Below are 19895 nucleotides of genomic sequence, written 5' to 3'. Positions count from 1 at the left end.
CCGCGCCAAGGGTTCAAACCTCGACGAGGGTGGCGAAGCCCAGCAGTTGTGGTGTGCACGGTGGCGGCACTGGCGTTCGTCGGATGGTGCGCAGTCCCCCCGTGTCGAATCCGGCCGCCGCAATGTTGTCGACGGTTCGGCGGTTCGGATGACAACCGGACGCCAGCCATGACCACGGCCTGGCGATCAGATCCTGGAATCGACCCATCGCGCCGTCGCCGCGGACATGCTCGAGGACGACCAGCCTGCCTCCTGGCACCAGCACGCGCCGGATTTCGCGAAGGCTGGCGTCCATATCGTCGACCGAGCACAACACCAATCCGACGTGAACGGACTCGAAACTGTTGTCCGGGAAGGGAATCGACTCCGCGATCCCGTCGACCACGTCGATGGCAATGCCTCGGCGGCCGGCGAGGGTCAACGCCATCCGCCGGAACACCGCCTCGGGTTCGACGGCGGCCACCGACGTCACCGCTGGCGGAAGGAACAGCACGTCGGTGCCGGGCCCGATGCCGATCATCAGGAGTCGGCCGGTCGCGTTGCGCATCGCCTCTCGGCGGTACCGGTCGTAGAACAGTTTGCCGAAGACCGGCATACCGAGTCGGTACACATACGGAAAAAGGGGATTGCGACGCGTTATGTTTCGCCCAGATCTAGTCGGAATGGCGGATATTCGTCCCGCATCAACGAAACATACACCGCAACCCGATAACGCCATCTGACGATTCCCATCAGGAGATCGAACATCCCCTGATGGGTTGCACCGGTGAACAACAACCACCCCGCATTGATCACGCAGAGCACTTGCAGAAACGGCTCCAACGCCCAGCAGAGCATGATCTGCGGGAAGCCAAGCAGCCACCATTTCACCAGCACAGCCCAATTCGACAACCGATCGGGATAGTCGACCTCGAGGTCACCGGGATAGTCCGGTCGCGGCGCCATCGTGAACGGCGGGTACTTGTCGGTGGTGTTCATCGGGAATCGGTAATTCATCACTCGCCATGACCAGCGCAGTACCCCGACATTGAATTCGAAGATCGGCCGCGGATACCGTCCGGTGAACAAGATCGCCACGCCCGCAACGAAAGTCGTCAACGGATACACCAGATACAGCCCGATCAAGATCGGGTAGTGCGGCGCCGCCAGCACACACCACTTGACCAGCCACAGCCAGCGGGACGGGGCGTCGATGGCGCCCCGCACGCGCACCGACTCGGTTGTCGTGACAGTCATGAGCTGGTCGCCGCCGAGAGGGCGCGGCTGACCTCAGCGGCGATCCGGCGGTGGCTCACCGCACTGAAGAAAGTCGTAAGCGCCCACGTCATGTACCGGTCAGGGATCACCGCGGCGGGCCGCAGGACGGGTTCACCGTGCGACACCTGCAGCGAGGTCACCCGCGACACCGCCGCCACACTTCGGCGCCGAGTCTTTTCGTACCAGCGCAACGCTTTCGCCAAGTCGCCGTCCCGCCGATCCGCGATTGCCTTACACAGCACCATCGTGTCGAGCAGCGCCTGGTTGGTTCCCTGGGCGAGGGTTGGCGGCATCGTGTGGGCGGCGTCGCCGAGCAGCGTCATCGGCCCGCGCCCCGGCGGTGGTATCGGATGCCGAAAATGCGGATACGGCGAATCGGCGAGATCGTCGTCGGTCAGCGTGACCAGTAGCGAGTCGACGGCCTCGCACCACCCGGTGAAATGCTCACGGATCACGTCAATCGGTTGTTGCGGCCGAACGAAGCCGTAGGACCACGGCAAGTCGAACCACCACTGCACCTCGGAGCCGCCTGCCGGCCACAGCCCCAGGTTTCCGCGCTCACCGATGACCAACAGTGCGACGCGCTTGTCGGCGATACCGCGATGTGTGGCCAGCCCCTGCCAACTGCACCACCCGGTCGGCTCGGCGTCGCCGGCGCCGAGAATGTCGCGCACCTTCGAATGCAGTCCGTCGGCGCCGACCAACAGGTCGCCCTCGGCTGCGGCGCCGTCCTCGAACTCGACCCGCACACCGCCGTCACCACCAGCCACGTTCGCGGCCCGGCAGCCGTAGCGGATGCGGTCGGTCGGGAAACGCTCGAGCAGCCGCTCGAGGACGACGCGCCGCGGAACCATCCGCACCGGTGCGCCCAATCGGTCGGTCATCGCGGTCAGGTCCATCGTGACGAGGGGGCGACCCGTAGAGGTCACCACGCGCACGGCCGAAAGCTCCTGGCCTGCGCCACCCATGTCGACGCCGAGCTGCTCGAGGACCGTCGCGCCGTTGGACCAGATGGTGACGGCGCCGCCGCCCGGCTGGGCCTCGGGTCGCTGTTCGAAGACCGTGACGTCGTGTCCGTCGCGCAGCAATCCCCTGGCGACGGAGATGCCACCCACACCCGCGCCGACGACGAGGACCCGTAGCCTCCGCCCCACGCAAACAGGCTACGACGAAGACTCTGGCAACATAGCCGTCTGATGAGACTGAGGCCGGCCGCGCTCGACCCCCTGATCGTCGGGGTGCTTGGCGCCGCAGTCAGCCTTGGCGGCGCCGCGCGCCCGTCCTTCTGGTACGACGAGGCCGCCACCATTTCGGCCGCATACAGCCGATCGCTGCCGCAGCTGTGGCAGATGTTGGGCAATGTCGACGCCGTTCACGGCCTGTACTACCTGCTGATGCACGCCTGGTTTCAAGTCTTCCCGCCGACGGAGTTCTGGTCTCGGGCGCCAAGCGGCGTTGCGGTTGGAGTCGCGGCGGCCGGCACAGTTGTGTTGGGCCGGCAGTTTTCGTCGAGAACCGTCGCGGTGAGCTCCGGGGTCCTGTGCGCGATACTGCCGCGAGCGACGTGGGCGGGCATCGAGGCTCGGCCGTATGCGCTTTCGATGATGGCAGCGGTCTGGCTGACCGTGCTGCTCGTCTATGCGTCGCGCCGGAACAATCCTTGGCTCTGGCTGTCGTATGCGGTCGCAGCGGCGGGTTCGGTTTTGCTCGACGTTTATCTGGCGCTGATGTTGTTGGCGCACAGCGTCTTTCTGCTCACGTTCCGGCGCTCGCTACCTGTGCTTGTCAGATTCGCCGTCGCGTCGGTGGCGGCGTGTGGCGCCGTGACGCCGTTCGTTCTCGAGGCCATGGGTCAGGTGCACCAGATCGTCTGGATCGCGCCGGTCGGCCACCGCACCATCGAAGACGTTGCGATCCAACAGTATTTCGAGAGAAGCCCGCCGTTCACGATCGTCTCGGCACTGGTGGCGGCGGCGGCCGTCGTGGTGTGGCTCTGCACATCGAAGCGCCCGGCTGCAGAAGAGCGGCAACTGCTGACGCTGGCCATCGCGTGGCTGGTGATACCGACCGCGGCGATACTGCTCTGGTCGGCGTTCGTGGTGCCGATCTACACGCCCCGCTACCTGTGCTTCACCGCGCCGGCGGTCGCACTGGCGCTGGGCGTCTGCATCGGCGCCCTTTCGTTAAGGCCATGGGTGGCGGCCGCCGTGCTCGGTGTATTCGCTATCGCCGCAGCACCGAATTATCTTCTGGTGCAACGCGGTCCGTATGCAAAGTACGGGATGGACTACAGCCAGGTGGCCGATCTGATCACCGCGAAAGCCACGCCCGGTGATTGTCTACTGGTCAACGACACCGTGACCTTCATGCCCGCTCCGATGCGCCCGTTGCTGGCTGCACGTCCTGACGCCTACCGGCCGCTGGCCGACCTCAGCCTGTGGCAGCGCGCCACGGACCGCAACGACGTCTTCGACACCAACCTCATTCCGGAGGCAACCGCAGGGCCGTTGAGCGATTGCCACGTCGTCTGGATCATCACCCAGGCCGACACACCCGGCCAGCGCTTCGAAGACACTGCGGCATACGCGGTTCCCAACGGCCAGGGCTTCCGGTTCCTCGACCGCTGGTCGTTCAACCTGGTTCAGGTCATCAAGGCAGCGAAATAGGCGCTACCAGACCCTGATCCAGTCGATGAGCATCGAGGACGGGAAGGTGCCGCCTGCAGGGTCGCCTGCACCCACGCCACCGACCGCGAGCGTGAACATCGGTGACAGCCAGTAGCCGGGGTTGTTGAACGGCCACCGCAAGTCAGTCACGTTGCCGTGCACCGGAATCGGCTTCGGTGGCACGGTGAAGTACGGCTTGGCGCCGTCGACGTAATCGCGCCAGAACTTGAACCCGTCGAGGTCCCAGCGCATCCGCCAGGTGTGCCACGCGCCGTCGACCATGCCGGGGATCGACTTGCCTTCCCAGGTCTTCCCGTTGGAAGCGGCGTGCACGGTGGTTCCGGGAGCCCATTCCCCGTTGCCGTACCACTCGAACATGTCGACCTCGCCGTCGGGCAGCGGATCCTCGTTCACCGCCCAATACGCCGGCCAGAGGCCGGGGAAGAGGCAGTCGAGTTTGATGCGCGCCTCCCACGTGTGGCCGATCGGCACTCGCCAATTGCCGCGCAGCTTGCCGGTGTAGTACTGGCCGTCGAAGTCATGGGTGGCCATCAGGACGAGGTTGGAGTTGCCGTCGAGGAACACGTTTCGGCGATCGTCGCGGTAGATCCCGTCGACCGGCGGGAACACGTCGTCCTGCCAGGTCTGCACCGTCCAGTTCGCCGGATTGGGTCCCGCGCCCATCGGGCCGTCGAAGTCATCGGAGAACAGGTAGGAACCGGTGTCACCGCTTGGCGGCGCAGCTCCGACCTTCGGTAGCGGGATAGCGGCGGCCAGCGCACCGAGCCCGGCCATCAACATCATGTTTCGACGATCCATCTGAGGCACGAGGTGAACCCTAAAGGTTGATCAAGTGACCGTGCGCGATTTGTCGGCGGTTTTTGTGAATTTGATTAGAGCGGTAGTGTCGGAACCGATTTATCTCCGATCGGGGAGCGACCAGGTGGACCTCGTACTCGGCCTCGCGATGACGTCGGCAGACGTGCGGTGGGTGCTGGTAGCGGGCCCGACGGGCGAGGGCGCCACCATCTGTCGCGACGCCGTCGATTTCGACACGCTGGACGACATCGTCGCCGCGGTGGGGGATCACACTCTGCACGCCATTGGTGTCACCTGGGCAAACGAGGCCGAAGCAGCGGCGTCCACCCTGCTCGACGCGCTCGCGGACCGAGGTTTGTACAACGTCATCACGGTCTGTCAGGAGGAGGCCGCCGACTCGCTCGCCGCCGGCATCGCAGATCGCGGCGGCTATGGCGACGTCGCGGTGTGCATCGTCGAACCCGACGAGGCGCTGGTGGCCCTGGTCGACGCCGAAGGGGTGCGGACCGAGTGGGTCGCGGCGGACGCCGACGCGATGCTCGCCGAACTGGATTCCGCCGACAGCCATCCCGAAGCGATCTTCGTGCTGGGTTCGGCGGACGACCTCGACTCGATCGCCGCCGCTTTCCACGGTGCCGCGGTTCCGGTCATCACGGCCGAGCAGGCCGATCTGGCCTTGGCCAGAGGCGCCGCATTGGCGGCTGCGCGGGCGGTCAACACACTCGATGCGCCACCCACCCGCTGGCGCAGGCCGTCGAGGATCGCCGCGCTGACATCGGTCGCGGCCGCGGCGGCGGTGGCCTTCGTCGTTTCATTGTCCGCGGCGCTGAGCATCGGCCTGACACCAGACAGGGATCCGACTGAGCCGCAACGAGATACCGCGGCCACCACCGATCAGCCGGCACAGCCGCCGCCTGTCACTTCGGTCGCACAGGCTGCGCCGCAACCCGTTCCGGTCGCACCACCACCACCACCGCCACCTGCCGCCGTCACGCCACCACCGGCCCAGACGATCGTCGAGGCCGCGGCGCCCGTACCGGACGCGATTCCGATGATCGAGCCGCCGGACGCTCCGGCACCAGCGCCTCCCCCGGCCTACGTACCGCCCCCTGCGCCGGCATATGTTCCACCGCCGCCCCAACCGCGGCTGCGCGACCGGATCATCGAACGCATCCCGATCATCAACCGATTCCACGAGCCGCAGTACCCGTACGGGAACTAGCGTCGCGAATTGTCGCGCCAGATAAAGCTGTTCACGTACTTGCCCATATCCAACGCCAGCTGCATGTTCACCCCGGACGGGTGGCCGCTGCCGAAGTCGGGGCTGAATTCGTGGTATGGACCGATCGCCGCTGCCACCAACGCATAGTTGTTCTTGATGGCCACCATGACCACCAACCGCAGCCGCGTGAAGGTGCCGGACGTATCTTGCGGGTACTCGTCTTTGACCACACCGTAGCCAGGGTGATAGCCGACCATCGCGTTGGGAATCTCGTAATCCGTTGTGGCATCGGGGTATTTCTCGTCGATCAGCTTCTCGGCGAGCTGCTTCGATGTGTGACCCTCGGCCGACACACCGAAGAACTGCATGGTGCCGGTGTCACCGGCCTTGAAGTCGACGTTCACGCCGTCGGGCTCCAACGCCACCTCGTATGCCGTTCCAGCGCGCGGATATTGGACGGAAAACTTGCCGTCGCTGGACATGAACCACGGATTCGTCTCGACGGGCTTGCCGATGGGGGGCTGCCCGCAATCGGGCGGACAGACGAAGCGCGGAACGCTCGGTGTCGTCAGCACCGACATGGTCACCGCCGCGGCGGTCACCACGACCGCCCCAGCACCCAGTGCCGTCAGCAGCCGGGTGTGTGTGGTGTGAGGCGCGGGCGCCGTCTGATAGGAGTCTGCAGGCGCCGCATACCCGGGCCGCGCCACGGCAGCCCCGACCGGCGCGTGCCGCGCGGCGCGCGCCGTTCGCGACGCAGCGCGGGTTGCGACCCCGCAGTTCGGGCAGAAAGCCGTATTCGGCACCACATGGTCGCAGTGCGGGCACAGCACATACCGGGTCGGGTCGCTGTCATCCTGCGCCTCGTGTAGCAACATGGCCTGCTGCCCAATTCGCAAGGCCAGCAAGGCAATCACCGTCACCGCCAGGTGCAGCCCGACGTGTAGGCCCTGGAAGAACGGCAGCGACTCGGCCAGTCCCAGTACGGCGTAGAGAACAAGTGCGACGACGATGCTCGTCGCGAGCAGAATGCTCGCAGGCCCTCGGCTGACGTCGGCGGGCCGGGTGAACCACAGCGCCGCGCCGACCAAACCGCCGATCGCGGCCGCGGTCAATGGCAGTGCGACACCCTGGATCGCGGCTTGAACCAGAAGATCACTGACCGGTCGGCCGGCATCGGCACGCGGGCCGGTGGCGAATTGGGGAGCCATCCGGGCCAGCGTCGCGGCCGCGGTGAAACCGATGGCGCCCAGCGCGCCGAACACGAACCCGTCCAACGACTCTCGGGTTGACGGTCTGAGCAGTCGAAGCACAATGGCCGGGGTGATCGTGAGGATGGCGGCAATGACCGCGACGGCAACTCCCGTGAGCACCGTCGCGGTGTCGGTCTCGACGTCCCCGAGCGCAGCGTCGTATGTTTGCGCGACGACCCCACCGCTCAACAGAGCCCATCCCACCCCGAGACCGATACCGAGCATCGCGGTCAGGATCAACGAACCGATCGGCAGATCGTCGTCGATATCGGTCTCGTGCAGGTACAGGCCGAACAAGAGCGGAAGTCCGACCGCGCAAACCGCGGTGAGTGGCGCCTGCCAGCGCAGCAGTGCGAACACGACCAACAGGAGAAACAACAGCGCCATCCCCGCCCGGAACGCGGCACGCGAGCGGTGCGGCAGATGGGGGAACAAGGTACTCGCGATCGACAAGCGCAGTACGTGTTCTCCGGCCGCCGCGGCAGACGCACCCATGCGCAGTCGGCCTCGGCCGTCGCCGCGCTGGGCCAGCAAATGCGCGCCGCATGTGCCGCAATACGCGGCGGCTGGCACATCCATGTCGCAAACGGCGCAGTGCATCATCGCGGGGCACTGCCCCTCTGGATGTCCAACAGGTCACGGACGAGGTAGTCGACGTTGGGACTTCCGAGGCCAGTCACCACGTCGTAGCCCGGCTGCGAGGTATCAACGGCGTTGCCACCAAAGCCGATGTCGCGGAACGCGGGCCGATTCGCCCCTGCCGCAACGCGATACAGCAGCGGGTTGATGTTGCCCAGCTGCTTTCCGCCATGCGCAAGCAGGTACTGATTCATCAGCACCGTGAGCGCGGCCCAGATCGGCGCCGCCTGCGATGTCCCCGCGCCAACCGCGTCCTGCCCGTTGAACACGATCCGCACTCCGGTGAAAGGGTCGGCGACAGCCGCGACATCCGGGGCCAACCGCCGGTGCCTGACGTCGCGTTCGATCGACAGGCTGCCCTGCCACGAGGGGCGGTCGAACAACGCCGACACTCCTCCGCTGGTGCCCTGCGACAACGGTGAGTCGATCCAGGCGCGTTCACTCATCCAGCCGCCGTTCTCGTCGGTCGACAAGGTGGTGCCGCCAACCGACGTCATCGTCGGGAGCGACGAAACCGCGTCCAGCCCAATGTCATCCGGCCCGGGAGGTGCCGACCACTCGTCGCCACCCTTGCATTCCAGGCCCGCCGTGTCGCCGCTCGCGTCGAACGCAGAGGTGCCGCGCTTCTGCGCGGCCGCAAGGGCCGCCTCGATGGGAGCCAGGTCGGCGGCCCTGACCAACGCGTCGCAGCCCCACCCGATCGAGAGGCTCCACACCGCGCCCGGAAACTGCCTGTCCACCGATTCGAACAGTTGCCCGATCTTCTCGTAGGCGCCGTCTCCTTCGACGGTGGGCCTGGCGTTGACGACGACCTTCTGTGCGTCGGGCGCAATCGCATGTGCGACTTCGAGATCCATCACGGTCTCGGCGCCGGACGGGCCCGGCTGACCACCGACCACAACCGGTGTGAAGCGTGGCAATCCCGACGAGTCGGCGAACGCGTCGAGGTCGCCCTGGTCGTATCCGCTGAATTCGAAGAACACGATGGTCGCGCCCTTGCCGGTGAAGCCGGCGGCGGCCAGCGGGCCCGCGTTGTACGCCTCCAGTAGCGCCTTCGGGTTGAGCCCGCCATCGGGTACGTCCAGCGGCAGCAATCCCGGCCTTGCCTCATGGTGCGGGGTGTAGCCCAGGATTCGGCCCAGCGCCGTGACGGCATCGCGGACCGGCGCCGGGACCGCCGGCTGTTGCGGCGACGCGTAGAACACCTGCCCCTTGCGGCCCCGGTAATCCTTCACCGGCACGTCGAACGCCGCTGCCACGTCTTGCGCGGCACCCTCGACGACGGCCCACGCGTCCCCCGGTCGCCACCGCACCGACATCCGGTGTGTGCCCGCCCATTGGATCAGCGTCTGCGGGCGTGCCGAGTCGGGCAGCGACGCCGTGAGCTGCACGCCGCCGTTCCGGGACGGGCCGAGATCCATTGAGCCGGCCAGTAATAACGCCAGCGGACCACCGATGACGTTGCGGTCGGCTGGCATCGACTCGGCACGTGCCCCCGCGGCGAGCAGGAGCGCACCCACCGCGAGGATGGCCAGCAGCCGGTGGTGCACCCGAATCTGCGGGTTACGGAACGCCGTTGATACCGGGGTGCTGGCCTGGCGGAACATTGGGCGCCGGGGTCGCCTGAACGGGCGGCGTGAAGAGGTTCCCGCCGGTTGGGTTGATGCTCTTCTCCGTCGGCGCTGCAGCCGGGGACGTGGTCGTCGTCGTCGTGGTCGTCGTCGTGGTTTCGGGTGCCTTTTCTTCCTTGGCACATGCGGCGGTCATCGCGCCCATCGCGATGATCGCGGAGACGCCAGCAACGGCCGCGACGCGACGACCCAAGAGATGTGAATCCATTGTGCAGTCCTATCTATGTCGTAGCTGGCGCTAGTTGTTGCGGTGAACGCCGGGAGGCGCTGTCGGTGCCGGAGGCGCGTAGACCGGCGGCGTGAACAGGTTGCCCCCTGTCGGGTTGATGCTCTTCTCCGAGGGTGCCGCGGGCGGCGGCGCCGCGGAGGTAGTGGTCGACGTGGTGGTGGTGGTCGTTGTAGTCGACGTCTCGGGCGCTTTCTGCTCTTCCTTTGCGCACGATGCCGTTACGCCGACCATCACGACGATCGCCGCACCTCCGGCAACAGCCGCAACACGACGAACCAGGCGTAATGACTCCATGTTGGTTCCTATCTATTGGCCTCGCGACTAGCTGACTTTTCGACCAACGGTAACCACGAGGAATCGCTGTAGCCCAGCCGCGATCATGACACAGTTAACTTCGCTCTGGCTGAAATCGCGGAAAATTGACGTCACTCGTCATTCGTTCCTCCCGCAAACACGGGACAGACCGAACACAAGAAATGTGCGAAAACGGTCGAGTTGCCGTCCGGAAGTTTTCCTTCAAGATGGCAACTCAGCCGAACGAAAAGGCGTACTGCTTTAGGGGAGTCAACCCACAAGCCAGCCAGAGGGAGCGAGATGAACACACTGCGCAAAGCTCTAGCCATCGTCTGCATCACCCCACTCGCAGCCTTTGGCGTCGCGGCGTGCGGCGGTAACAAAGGCGGCGGCGGTGGGGGCGGTGGCGGCGGCGGCGATATCAACGTTGCGCTGACGTCTTTCCCCGACTACGTCGACCCGCAACTCTCCTACACGGTCGAGGGTTGGGAGGTGCTCTGGAACGTCTACACCCCGCTGCTGACGTACAAGCATGCCAAGGGCAAGGACGGCACCCAGGTGGTGCCCGCGCTGGCCGAGAAGATGCCCGACATCTCGCCCGACGGCAAGACCTACAAACTCAAGCTGCGGCCGAACATGAAGTACTCGGACGGAACACCCATCAAGGCATCCGATTTCACGTACGGCATTCAGCGGCTGTTCAAAGCCGACTCCGGCGGCTCGGTGTTCTACAAGGTCATCGTCGGCGCCGCGGACTACGCGGACGGCAAGGCGAACACGATCACCGGCATCAAGACCGACGACAACACCGGTGACATCACCATCGAGCTGACCGAGCCGAACGGCACATTCGAAAATGTGCTCGGGTTGATGTTCGCCGCGCCGGTGCCGCAGACCACCCCGCTGGACAAGGACGCCACCAACACCCCGCCGCCCTCCAGCGGCCCGTTCATGATCAGCAAGGTGGAGGCGCCCCGCACCATGACATTGGAGCGCAACCCGAACTTCAAGACGGTCAAGGACGCCGGCGCCACCGAGGTAGCCGACGCCAACGTCGACAAAATCACCATCACGGAGAACAAGAACAACAGCGCCCAGGTCACCGACATCGAGCAGAACAAGGTCGACTTCATGGTTGACCCGCCTGCGTCGGACCGGCTGCAAGAGGTGAAGACCCGCTACGGCAATCGGTTCCGCATGGAGGACTCGATCAACACCTACTACTTCTTCATGAACAACCAGAAGCCGCCGTTCAACGATCTCAAGGTGCGTCAGGCGATCAACTATGCGGTCGATCCCGAGGCGCTGAACCGGATCTTCGGTGGCCGGATGCATCCCACCCAGCAGATCCTGCCGCCGGGTATGCCGGGCTACTCCGAGTACAAGCTCTATCCCGGCCCCGACATGAACAAGGCCAAACAGCTGATCGCAGAAGCGAATCCAGCGGATCGCGACATCACCGTGTGGACCGACGACGAACCCGACCGCAAGCGGATCGGCGAGTATTACCACGACTTGCTCACCCAACTCGGCTTCAATGCGACGCTCAAGGTGATCGCGGGCGACGTCTACTGGACAACGATCGGCAACCAGTCGACGCCCGACGTGGATACCGGATTCGCGGACTGGTTCCAGGACTTCCCGCACCCGGACGACTTCTTCCGTCCGTTACTGAACGGCAAGAACATCCTGCCGACCAACGGCAACAACTATTCACGCGTCGACATCCCCGCCAACAACGCCAAACAGGACGAGTTGCTGACGAAGCTGATCGGCGACGGCGGCGTCGAAGAGCAGTACGCGGCCCTTGACAAGGCATACATGGAGCAAGCGGTGTGGGCACCGTACGGGAACGAGCAGTACACGACGTTCCTGTCCGAGCGCATGGACTTCGACACGTCCTATCACCATCTGCTGTTCAATCAGGACTACACGTCGTTCAAGATCAAGTAGCGGCGCGATGGTCGCCACCGTCGGCGAAATGGAGGCCCCAGGAGAGCCGCCACTTCCCGCTGGAGTACCCAAATCGCAGATCCAGGGCCGCAGTCCGTGGTATCTGGCATGGCTTCGGTTGCGTCGCAACAAGGTCGCGTTGTTCTGCGCCGGCGTGTTCGTGCTCATCGTGCTGTTCTGCCTCGCGGCGCCGCTGTGGGCTGAACACGTCGCACACACCGGGCCGAACGAGAACCACATCACCGAGAAGGTGCTTATCGACGGGCAACCGACGAATGTGGTTGGGCCCGACGGCACCCCGATCGGGCCCGGGCTGCACGGCCAGTACCTGCTCGGTGCGGACCAAAACGGTCGCGACGTGATGGTGCGGCTGATGTACGGCGGACGCACGTCGATCTACATCGGCCTTGCCGCCGCCGCGGTGACTACGGTGCTGTCCGTCATCGTTGCCCTGCTTGCCGGTTACTACCGCGGCTGGATCGACTCCGTGCTGTCGCGGATCATGGATGTGATCTGGGCTTTCCCAGTGCTGCTGCTGGGCATCGCGCTGGGTACCGCGCTGGCCGTCGGCGGTCTCAAGATCGGACCCCTCGCGATCGCGGGTGACTCGATCTGGATTCCGATCATGATCATCGGCTTCGTGTACGTGCCCTATATGGCGCGGCCGATCAGGGGCGAAATCCTGGCGCTGCGGGAAAAGGAGTTCATCGAAGCCGCCGTCGCGCAGGGCAAGGGGCCGTTGCGGATCATGTTCTCCGAACTGTTGCCCAACATCATCTCCACGATCATCGTGTTCTTCACGCTGAACATCGCCAACAACATGCTGCTCGAGTCGGCGCTGTCGTTCCTCGGCGCAGGTGTGCGCCCGCCAAACGCATCGTGGGGCACGATGATCGCCGACGGTTACGAAATGATTTACACAGCGCCGCATCTGACAATCGTTCCGGGTCTGATGATCATCGCAACGGTGCTGTCCTTGAATGTGTTCGGCGACGGGTTGCGTGACGCGCTCGATCCCCGCGCGAAGATCCGGCTGGAGCACTGAGCCCGTGGCGAAACGAGCATTCTGATGGCCAGATTCATCGTCAGGCGTCTTCTCGGCATGATCGCAGTGCTGTTCGCGATCTCGGTGATCGTGTTTTTGATCTTCAACGTCATCCCGAACTCCGACCCCGCGGCGCGAATCGCCGGCAAGAACGCCGACCCTGCGCTGATCGCAAGGGTCAGCGCGGATCTCGGTCTCGATAAGCCGCTTCCGATTCAGTACCTGACGATGATGAAGCAGATCTTCACCGGTCAGCTGATGTCATATGCCAAGGACCGCAACGTTGTTCAGCAGATCTGGGACGGGATACCCGCCACGTTCTCGTTGTGCATCGGGGCCGCGGTGATCTGGATGGCACTGGCGGTGCTGTTCGGTTACCTGAGCGCGATGCACGCCGGGAAGTTCACCGACCGCGCCCTGACAATCCTTTCGCTGGTCGGCATTTCGATGCCCGTGTTCTGGCTGGCCGCGATCCTGCTGTACTTCCTCACGTTCAAGATTCAGCTATTCCCGACAGGCAGTTACGTGCCGCTGACGGAGGATCCGGTGGGTTGGGCGTCTCACCTGATCCTGCCGTGGTTCACGCTGGCCGTGCTGTTCGTCGGGTTCTACAGTCGAATGTTGCGGTCCAACATGCTCGACGCGATGAACGAAGACTACGTGCGAACCGCGCGGGCCAAGGGACTCTCCGAACGGCAGGTGCGCATCCGCCACGTGCTTCGCAACTCGATGATTCCGATCGTCACGCTGTTCGGGCTGGACTTCGGTCAGGTCGTCGGAGGTGGCGCCATCCTCACCGAGACGGTGTACAACCTCAACGGGGTCGGACTGTATGCGGGTGAGGCGATCCGCAGCCTCGACCTACCCCCGCTGATCGGCGTCACACTGTTCGGTGCGTTCTTCATCGTGCTGTTCAACACGATCGTCGACTTCGCCTATGCGGTGCTGGATCCGCGTATCCGGCTGGGTGAGGCGGCACCGGCATGACCGAAGCGATCCTCAAGGTCGACGACCTCAAAGTCAGCTTCGCCACCGAGGACGGTGTGGTGCAGGCCGTCGGTGGCGTCTCGTTCGAGCTGCGTGCCGGCGAGGTGCTGGCCATCGTCGGCGAGTCCGGATCAGGTAAAAGCGTTACAGCGCAAACGATTACCGGTCTCACCCGTGCCTCCAATGCCAGGATCACCGGATCCGTCAGCTACCGCGGCCGTGAGCTCAACGGGCTCGAGGACGACGAGCTGCGCGACGTCCGCGGCGAGCAGATCGCCATGGTGTTCCAAGACCCGATGTCATCGCTGAACCCCGTTTACCGGGTCGGGGATCAGATCATCGAGATGATCCGTGCACATCGCGACGTGTCGAAACACGAGGCGGCCGACCGGGCCGTGGAACTACTTCGGTCGGTGGGTATCCCGAACCCCGAACGGCGCGTGCGGCATTATCCGCACGAGTTCTCCGGCGGCATGCGCCAGCGCGTGATGATCGCGATGGCGCTCGCGCTCGAACCGGACGTGCTCATCGCCGACGAGCCGACCACCGCCCTCGACGTCACGGTGCAGGCCCAGATCCTGCGTCTACTCGACGATCTCAACCGCGAACGCGACCTCGCCATCGTCCTCATCACCCACGACCTCGGGGTGGTGGCGGAGATCGCAGATCGGGTGCTGGTCATGTACGCGGGCCAGATCGTGGAGAACGCCACGCTGGACGAGACGTTCTACGACCCCCAGCATCCCTACACCTGGGGTCTGCTCGGGTCGCTGATGCGGCTCGACCAAACGCGCGGCACTCGACTTGCGCAGATCCCCGGGCAGCCGCCGTCGCTGCTGGCGCCGCCGCAAGGCTGCCGGTTCGCGCCCCGTTGCCCGCATAGGTTCGACAAATGTGACGACCTACCACCGTTGCAGGCCCGTGTCGGCGGCGAACATCTGGACCGCTGCTGGCTCGACCCTGAAGAGAAGAAATCCCGTCGGGCGCAGGTGATTCCGTGAAGGGCGATCCGCTACTGGAGGTCACCGACCTCGTCAAACACTTCCCGATCAGATCCGGGGTGCTCATCGACCGCGAAGTCGCCCGGGTGCGCGCGGTCGACGGCGTCAGCCTCACCTTGCACGAAGGCGAAACACTGGGCCTTGTCGGCGAATCCGGTTGTGGCAAATCGACGCTGTGCCGCGCGATCTTGCAACTGACGCAGCCGACGTCGGGGTCGGTCAAGTTTCTCGGCGAGGAGTTGGTCGGTCGCTCGCACCGCGACCTTCGCCCGCTGCGGCGACAGATGCAGATGATCTTCCAGGACCCGTTCGCGTCGCTGAACCCACGCAAGCGCGTCGGCCAGATCATCGGCGATCCGCTACAACTGCATGGGCTGGCCGGCGGCGCCGAGTTGAAGCGCCGGGTTCAGGAGCTACTGGACCGCGTGGGCCTTTCCCCCGAGCACTACAACCGCTACCCGCACGAGTTCTCCGGCGGGCAGCGCCAGCGCATCGGTATCGCAAGGGCGCTGGCCCTGCATCCGAAATTCATCGTCGCCGACGAACCCGTTTCGGCACTTGATGTTTCGGTGCAGGCGCAGATCATCAACCTGCTCAAGGAACTTCAGGACGAGTTCGGCCTGTCGTATCTGTTCGTGGCCCACGACCTCGGGGTGGTGCGCCATGTGTCCGACCGGGTTGCGGTGATGTATCTCGGCAAGGTGGTCGAGAACTCGGACACCGAAGACCTGTTCCGCAAGCCGATTCACCCCTATACGAACGCGCTGCTGTCCGCGGTGCCGATCCCCGATCCGAAACGCAACGCCGCCCGCGAACGACTCGTGCTGCAGGGCGACGTGCCGAGCCCCATCGATCCACCGCCGGGTTGCAGCTTCCACACCCGATGCCCGTGGGCCACCGAGGTGTGCGCGACGGACGAGCCCGCGTTGCTCGAGCACGCAGTCGCACACGTGGCCGCCTGTCACCACCCGCGCAACGTCGAGCAGGCCGCCGTCTAGGGCACCTGCTGAGGCTGCGGGTACTCGTACTGCGGGGCCTGCGGAGCCGGATTGTTCGGCACCTGAATCGGGATCGGCACCGGAACGAACGGCACGTTGATGTACGTCGTCGTCATCGGTGGTGTCGTCGTGGTCGTCGTCGTGGTGGTGGTTGTCGTCGGTGTCGTGGTGGTCGTCGTTGTCGTGGTGGTTGTAGTGGTGGTTGTGGTCGTGGTGGGCTCGGTGGTGGTCGTCGTCACCACATGCGTCGTGGTCGGCGGGGGAACGTACGTCGTGACGGGCGGCGGTGGCGGCGCCTCGCTGGTGACGGTGACCGTCTCGACTGGGGCCGGAGCCGCAGGCGGCAGTTCCGCGCTTGTCGGTGGCGGCGGCGGTGCGGAGGTGGCGGTCTTGGCCGGCTCGGTCGCCTTGGTGCTGCCGCTGGCACTTGTGAGCGCGATCGCGACGCCGCCGACAGCAACAACGGCGACCACCGCGGCAATACCGAATATCAACTGCGGCAGCCGATTCCACGTTGAATGCGGCTCCTCGATCGGCTCGGTCGGCGGGACGTACTGAACTTGAGGGCGGGCCGACGTCACATCGGTCGAGTAGATGTCGCCGGTGTAGGGCACGACATCGTCGGCGTCGTCGTCCTGCGACCAGGCGAGCGCACGGAACGTCGCGGAATCCGGCGAGCTGACGGGATCGACGACCGGAACCGGCGGCAGCGGCGCCATCCCGGTCGGCGCCTCGGCATCGGCACCGTAAGCGGCATACAGGGCTGCCCCAACGGCCGCGTCGAGCGCAGGCTGAGGCGTCGTCACCACCGGCGCCTGCGAGTGCTCGGAGAGCTGCGCGGTGATCAGCGGAATGCTGGCACCACCGCCGATGGTGACTACCGCAGAGACATTCGACCAGCTGATCCTGTTGCGCTCCAAGGCTTTTTCCAGAGCGACGAGCACACCGCTCAGTGGCTGCGCGATCAGGTTTTCCAGATCGGCACGGGTCACCCGGATTGCCGAACGGTAGCCGGGCAGCTCGGCCGTCAGCTCGGTGGTGGTTTCGGCAGACAGCCGCTCCTTGGCGTTGCGGCACTCTTCGCGCAGCCTGGTCAGTGAACCGACCGCGGCGGTACCGGCAGGATCGACACCACCGGCGTCGGCGATGTTCTGCAGCACGTGGTTCAGCAGCGCCTGGTCGATCAGGTCGCCGGAGAACTCGGTGTAGCGGGCGGTGTCCTCCATCGGCTCGAAGCCGGCTGCGGCGTCGGCGAGCGTGATGCTGGTGGCGCCGCCGCCGAAGTCCAGCAGTGCGACCACACCGTGCGGGGTGAGGCCTGGGCTGGCGTGCAGCGCGGTCAGCGAGGCGACGGCATCGGAGACCAGCCGGACCGGGGTGCCGTTGGGTGCCAGGCTCGGCTTCGAGCGCATCACGTTGCGCAGCGCCCATAGCGTCGATGTGCCCCAATGTGCGGGCACGGCGATCGCGGTCTGCGGCGACGGCTGGCCGCCACTGGCGTAGACCATCGCCTCGAGGGCGTCGGCGAGCAGTTTGTCGGCGAGATGCGACGACCCGTCGGGGGCCACCAGCGGAACCGGGTCGCCGACCCGCTCGACGAATCCGCTCAGCACGACGCCGTCGGTGTGCGCAGAGGGCACACCGACGTCAGGCGCGGCGTGTCCATGCAGGGTCAACACCGAGCGCCGGATCAGCGGTTGATTGCCGACTCGCGCCGCGACCAGGTTGGTCGTCCCGATCGACAACCCCAACGGGTCGCTCATAACGGAGCTCACGATAGCGGTCCGAGGAGACCAATTCCGTTAGACACTCCGCTTTTTGGGCGCCATTGCCAGCGGGTTTACCTCAACCACATAGCCGGGACACAGGTTTCAATGTTGCGGCCAGGGTTTCGTCCGTGCCGGCCTGGGTACAGCGAAGGCCATGACTTCACTGTGGCTCGCCGATCGAATCGACCGGCCGCTACCGCCAAGTCCGCTGGCCGAGGCCAATAGGTCGGCAGACGTCGCGGTTGTCGGCGCAGGCCTGACCGGATTGATCACCGCCGTCCTGCTGGCCCGGGCCGGCAAGGACGTTCTCGTGCTGGAAGCGCACTCCGCGGGAGCCGGGGCGACCGGCAACACGACCGCGAAGATCAGCCTGCTGCAGGGCACCAAGATGTCGAAGATCGTCGGCAAGCACGGCGCGAAAACCGCCCAGCAGTACGTCCAGGGCAACCTCGAAGGCCAGGAGTGGCTGATTCAGCACTGCGAGGCACACGGCATTTCGGTGCAGCGGGAGGACGCATACACGTACGCACAATCCGAAAAGGGTGTGGCGGCCGCGCGCGCGGAACTGGAGGCGTGTGAGGCGGCGGGCTTGGCCGTCGACTGGGTGGACGACGCCGACGTGCCATTCCCCTATCACGGCGGAGCGCGACTGGCCGATCAGGCGCAATTCGACCCGATGCCCTTGCTGGACAGTTTGATTGTGGAGCTCGACGAGCGTGGCGGTCGATTGGCGCAAGGCGTTCGCGTGCAAAGCGTTTCGGGTAAGGGCGATGGATTGGCCCTACACGTGCGCACCGCCGACGGTGATGAGTTCGACGTCCAAGCCGCGCAATGCGTGCTGGCGACCGGCATTCCGATCCTCGATCGCGGCGGCTTCTTTGCGAGGCTCAAGCCGAGCCGGTCTTACTGCATGGCGTACAAGGTGCCGGGCAACATCACCCGCGGCATGTACCTGTCGGCCGACTCACCAACTCGCTCAGTGCGTTACGCGCCGACGGCCGACGGTGATCGGCTGCTGGTCGGCGGTGCAGGCCATCCGGTTGGCCGCGAGAAGAGCCCGGCGTGCTCGGTCCAGGAGTTGGATTCGTGGGCCAAGTTGCATTACCCGGGCGCGATGCAGACCCATTACTGGTCGGCGCAGGACTACACGCCTGCCGACGAGTTGCCCTACGTCGGCCCGATCCTGCCGGGCAACGAGAAGATCTTCGTCGCAACGGGTTTCGACAAGTGGGGTATGACGAACGGCACCGCTGCGGCGCTGGCGTTGTCGAGTCGGATCCTCGGTGGCCGGATGGATTGGGCGAACGCATTCGCCAGCTGGAGCCCGCACGAGCTGTCAGGCATTCCGAAGGCGTTGCAGGCCAACCTCGAAGTCGGATTCAACTTGGCCAAGGGGTGGATCACGCCGGTGACGCGGATCGGCAACCGCACACCGGAAAGTGGTGGTGTGGTCAGCGGTCCGCCGTGGGACCTGGAGGCCCGCAGCGTCGTCGATGGTGTCGAGCACAGGGTGTCACCGGTCTGCCCGCACCTCGGCGGGATCGTCAACTGGAACGACGCCGACGAATCGTGGGAATGCCCGTTGCACGGCTCGCGGTTCACCCCCGACGGCACGCTGCTCGAAGGCCCGGCGACGCGAGGCCTGACCGCGGCGCAGTAGCCTGTCGCCCATGGGCGACATCGACGAGATCCAGCAAGTCAAATACCGGTACCTTCGTGCCCTCGACACGAAGCACTGGGACGACTTCGCCGACACGCTGACCGAAGATGTGGTCGGCAGGTACGGCGAATCGATCGGCGAGGAGCACCACTTCACGAACCGCGACGAGCTGGTCTCGTTCATGCGCTCGTCACTCGGGCCTGAAATCCTCACCGAGCACCGCGTCACCCATCCCGAGATCACCGTCGACGGTGATGAGGCGACGGCGATCTGGTACCTGCAGGACCGGGTGATCGCGCCGGACTTCAACTTCATGCTGATCGGCGCCGGCTTCTATCACGACCGCTACCGTCGCACCGCCGAAGGCTGGAAGATCAGCGAAACGGGTTACGACCGCACCTACGATGCGTCGATGTCGACCGAGAATCTCAACTTCAAGGTGAAAGCCGGTCGCGCCCTTAACATTTGACGG

The 19895-nt window shown here is 65.2% G+C and carries 18 protein-coding genes; 9 read left to right on the top strand and 9 right to left on the bottom strand.

The window, feature by feature from the left end; all coding sequences use genetic code 11:
* Nucleotides 1-13: 13 nt before the first annotated feature.
* From J3E61_RS11570 to J3E61_RS11560, 3 genes are read right to left on the bottom strand one after another with little or no spacing between them, the layout of a single operon-like run.
* The gene (locus J3E61_RS11570) at nt 14-640 is read right to left on the bottom strand and encodes a class I SAM-dependent methyltransferase (RefSeq protein ID WP_210085514.1); all 627 of its coding nucleotides are present in this window, start codon (nt 638-640) and stop codon (nt 14-16) included.
* On the bottom strand, nt 637-1206 hold the full coding sequence (locus tag J3E61_RS11565) for a DUF4389 domain-containing protein (RefSeq protein ID WP_192725961.1): 570 nt from the start codon (nt 1204-1206) through the stop codon (nt 637-639). The genes J3E61_RS11570 and J3E61_RS11565 overlap by 4 nt, the downstream gene beginning before the upstream one ends.
* A 26-nt stretch (nt 1207-1232) precedes the next feature.
* Nucleotides 1233-2411 (bottom strand): FAD-dependent monooxygenase, encoded by a 1179-nt coding sequence (locus J3E61_RS11560; RefSeq protein ID WP_192725750.1) that lies wholly within the window; start codon nt 2409-2411, stop codon nt 1233-1235.
* Nucleotides 2412-2453: 42 nt separating this feature from the next.
* On the opposite strand from J3E61_RS11560, the gene J3E61_RS11555 reads away from it, so the two are divergent.
* The gene (locus tag J3E61_RS11555) at nt 2454-3923 is read left to right on the top strand and encodes a glycosyltransferase family 39 protein (protein WP_210083642.1); all 1470 of its coding nucleotides are present in this window, start codon (nt 2454-2456) and stop codon (nt 3921-3923) included.
* A gap of 3 nt (nt 3924-3926) precedes the next feature.
* Here the strand turns inward: J3E61_RS11555 and J3E61_RS11550 are convergent, their stop codons facing one another.
* On the bottom strand, nt 3927-4742 hold the full coding sequence (locus tag J3E61_RS11550; protein ID WP_192725962.1) for a family 16 glycosylhydrolase: 816 nt from the start codon (nt 4740-4742) through the stop codon (nt 3927-3929).
* Between the two features lie 124 nt (nt 4743-4866).
* Between J3E61_RS11550 and J3E61_RS11545 the strand changes: the two genes are divergently transcribed.
* On the top strand, nt 4867-5964 hold the full coding sequence (locus tag J3E61_RS11545; protein ID WP_210083641.1) for a hypothetical protein: 1098 nt from the start codon (nt 4867-4869) through the stop codon (nt 5962-5964).
* Here J3E61_RS11545 and J3E61_RS11540 read toward each other — a convergent pair.
* Genes J3E61_RS11540 through J3E61_RS11525 form a run of 4 tightly spaced genes read right to left on the bottom strand, consistent with a single transcriptional unit; the run spans nt 5961 to nt 10010 of the window.
* Nucleotides 5961-7820 carry a zinc ribbon domain-containing protein gene (locus J3E61_RS11540; RefSeq protein WP_210083640.1) on the bottom strand — a complete coding sequence of 620 codons (1860 nt, stop codon included), beginning with the start codon at nt 7818-7820 and terminating at the stop codon, nt 5961-5963. The two genes, J3E61_RS11545 and J3E61_RS11540, sit on opposite strands and share 4 nt — an antisense overlap.
* The gene (locus J3E61_RS11535) at nt 7817-9463 is read right to left on the bottom strand and encodes a peptidase S53 (RefSeq protein WP_210083639.1); all 1647 of its coding nucleotides are present in this window, start codon (nt 9461-9463) and stop codon (nt 7817-7819) included. Before J3E61_RS11535 ends, J3E61_RS11540 begins: the two co-directional genes overlap by 4 nt.
* The gene (locus J3E61_RS11530; protein ID WP_192725754.1) at nt 9420-9695 is read right to left on the bottom strand and encodes a hypothetical protein; all 276 of its coding nucleotides are present in this window, start codon (nt 9693-9695) and stop codon (nt 9420-9422) included. The genes J3E61_RS11535 and J3E61_RS11530 overlap by 44 nt, the downstream gene beginning before the upstream one ends.
* Nucleotides 9696-9725: 30 nt before the next feature.
* A complete protein-coding gene (locus J3E61_RS11525; RefSeq protein WP_192725755.1) occupies nt 9726-10010 on the bottom strand; it encodes a hypothetical protein in 285 nt (94 codons plus the stop codon).
* Between the two features lie 300 nt (nt 10011-10310).
* On the opposite strand from J3E61_RS11525, the gene J3E61_RS11520 reads away from it, so the two are divergent.
* From J3E61_RS11520 to J3E61_RS11500, 5 genes are read left to right on the top strand one after another with little or no spacing between them, the layout of a single operon-like run.
* Nucleotides 10311-11963, top strand: a complete 1653-nt coding sequence (locus tag J3E61_RS11520; RefSeq protein ID WP_210083638.1) for an ABC transporter substrate-binding protein — start codon at nt 10311-10313, stop codon at nt 11961-11963.
* 7 nt (nt 11964-11970) lie between these two features.
* Entirely contained in the window at nt 11971-13008 is a 1038-nt protein-coding gene (locus J3E61_RS11515) for an ABC transporter permease subunit (RefSeq protein ID WP_192725757.1), read from the top strand.
* 24 nt (nt 13009-13032) lie between these two features.
* A complete protein-coding gene (locus tag J3E61_RS11510) occupies nt 13033-13995 on the top strand; it encodes an ABC transporter permease subunit (protein ID WP_192725758.1) in 963 nt (320 codons plus the stop codon).
* Nucleotides 13992-14996 carry an ABC transporter ATP-binding protein gene (locus J3E61_RS11505; RefSeq protein WP_210083637.1) on the top strand — a complete coding sequence of 335 codons (1005 nt, stop codon included), beginning with the start codon at nt 13992-13994 and terminating at the stop codon, nt 14994-14996. Before J3E61_RS11510 ends, J3E61_RS11505 begins: the two co-directional genes overlap by 4 nt.
* Entirely contained in the window at nt 14993-15994 is a 1002-nt protein-coding gene (locus J3E61_RS11500; protein WP_210083636.1) for a dipeptide ABC transporter ATP-binding protein, read from the top strand. The genes J3E61_RS11505 and J3E61_RS11500 overlap by 4 nt, the downstream gene beginning before the upstream one ends.
* Here J3E61_RS11500 and J3E61_RS11495 read toward each other — a convergent pair.
* Complete coding sequence (locus tag J3E61_RS11495) at nt 15991-17757, bottom strand: Hsp70 family protein (RefSeq protein WP_210083635.1); 1767 nt, start codon at nt 17755-17757, stop codon at nt 15991-15993. The two genes, J3E61_RS11500 and J3E61_RS11495, sit on opposite strands and share 4 nt — an antisense overlap.
* Before the next feature lie 160 nt (nt 17758-17917).
* On the opposite strand from J3E61_RS11495, the gene J3E61_RS11490 reads away from it, so the two are divergent.
* A complete protein-coding gene (locus J3E61_RS11490) occupies nt 17918-19423 on the top strand; it encodes an FAD-dependent oxidoreductase (protein ID WP_210083634.1) in 1506 nt (501 codons plus the stop codon).
* A gap of 10 nt (nt 19424-19433) precedes the next feature.
* Nucleotides 19434-19892 carry a nuclear transport factor 2 family protein gene (locus J3E61_RS11485; protein ID WP_192725763.1) on the top strand — a complete coding sequence of 153 codons (459 nt, stop codon included), beginning with the start codon at nt 19434-19436 and terminating at the stop codon, nt 19890-19892.
* Nucleotides 19893-19895 lie beyond the last annotated feature (3 nt).

The organism is Mycobacterium sp. OAE908 (assembly GCF_017872775.1).
In the GTDB taxonomy this organism is placed as follows: Bacteria; Actinomycetota; Actinomycetes; order Mycobacteriales; family Mycobacteriaceae; genus Mycobacterium.
This window is presented reverse-complemented; position numbering and strand designations above follow the sequence as displayed.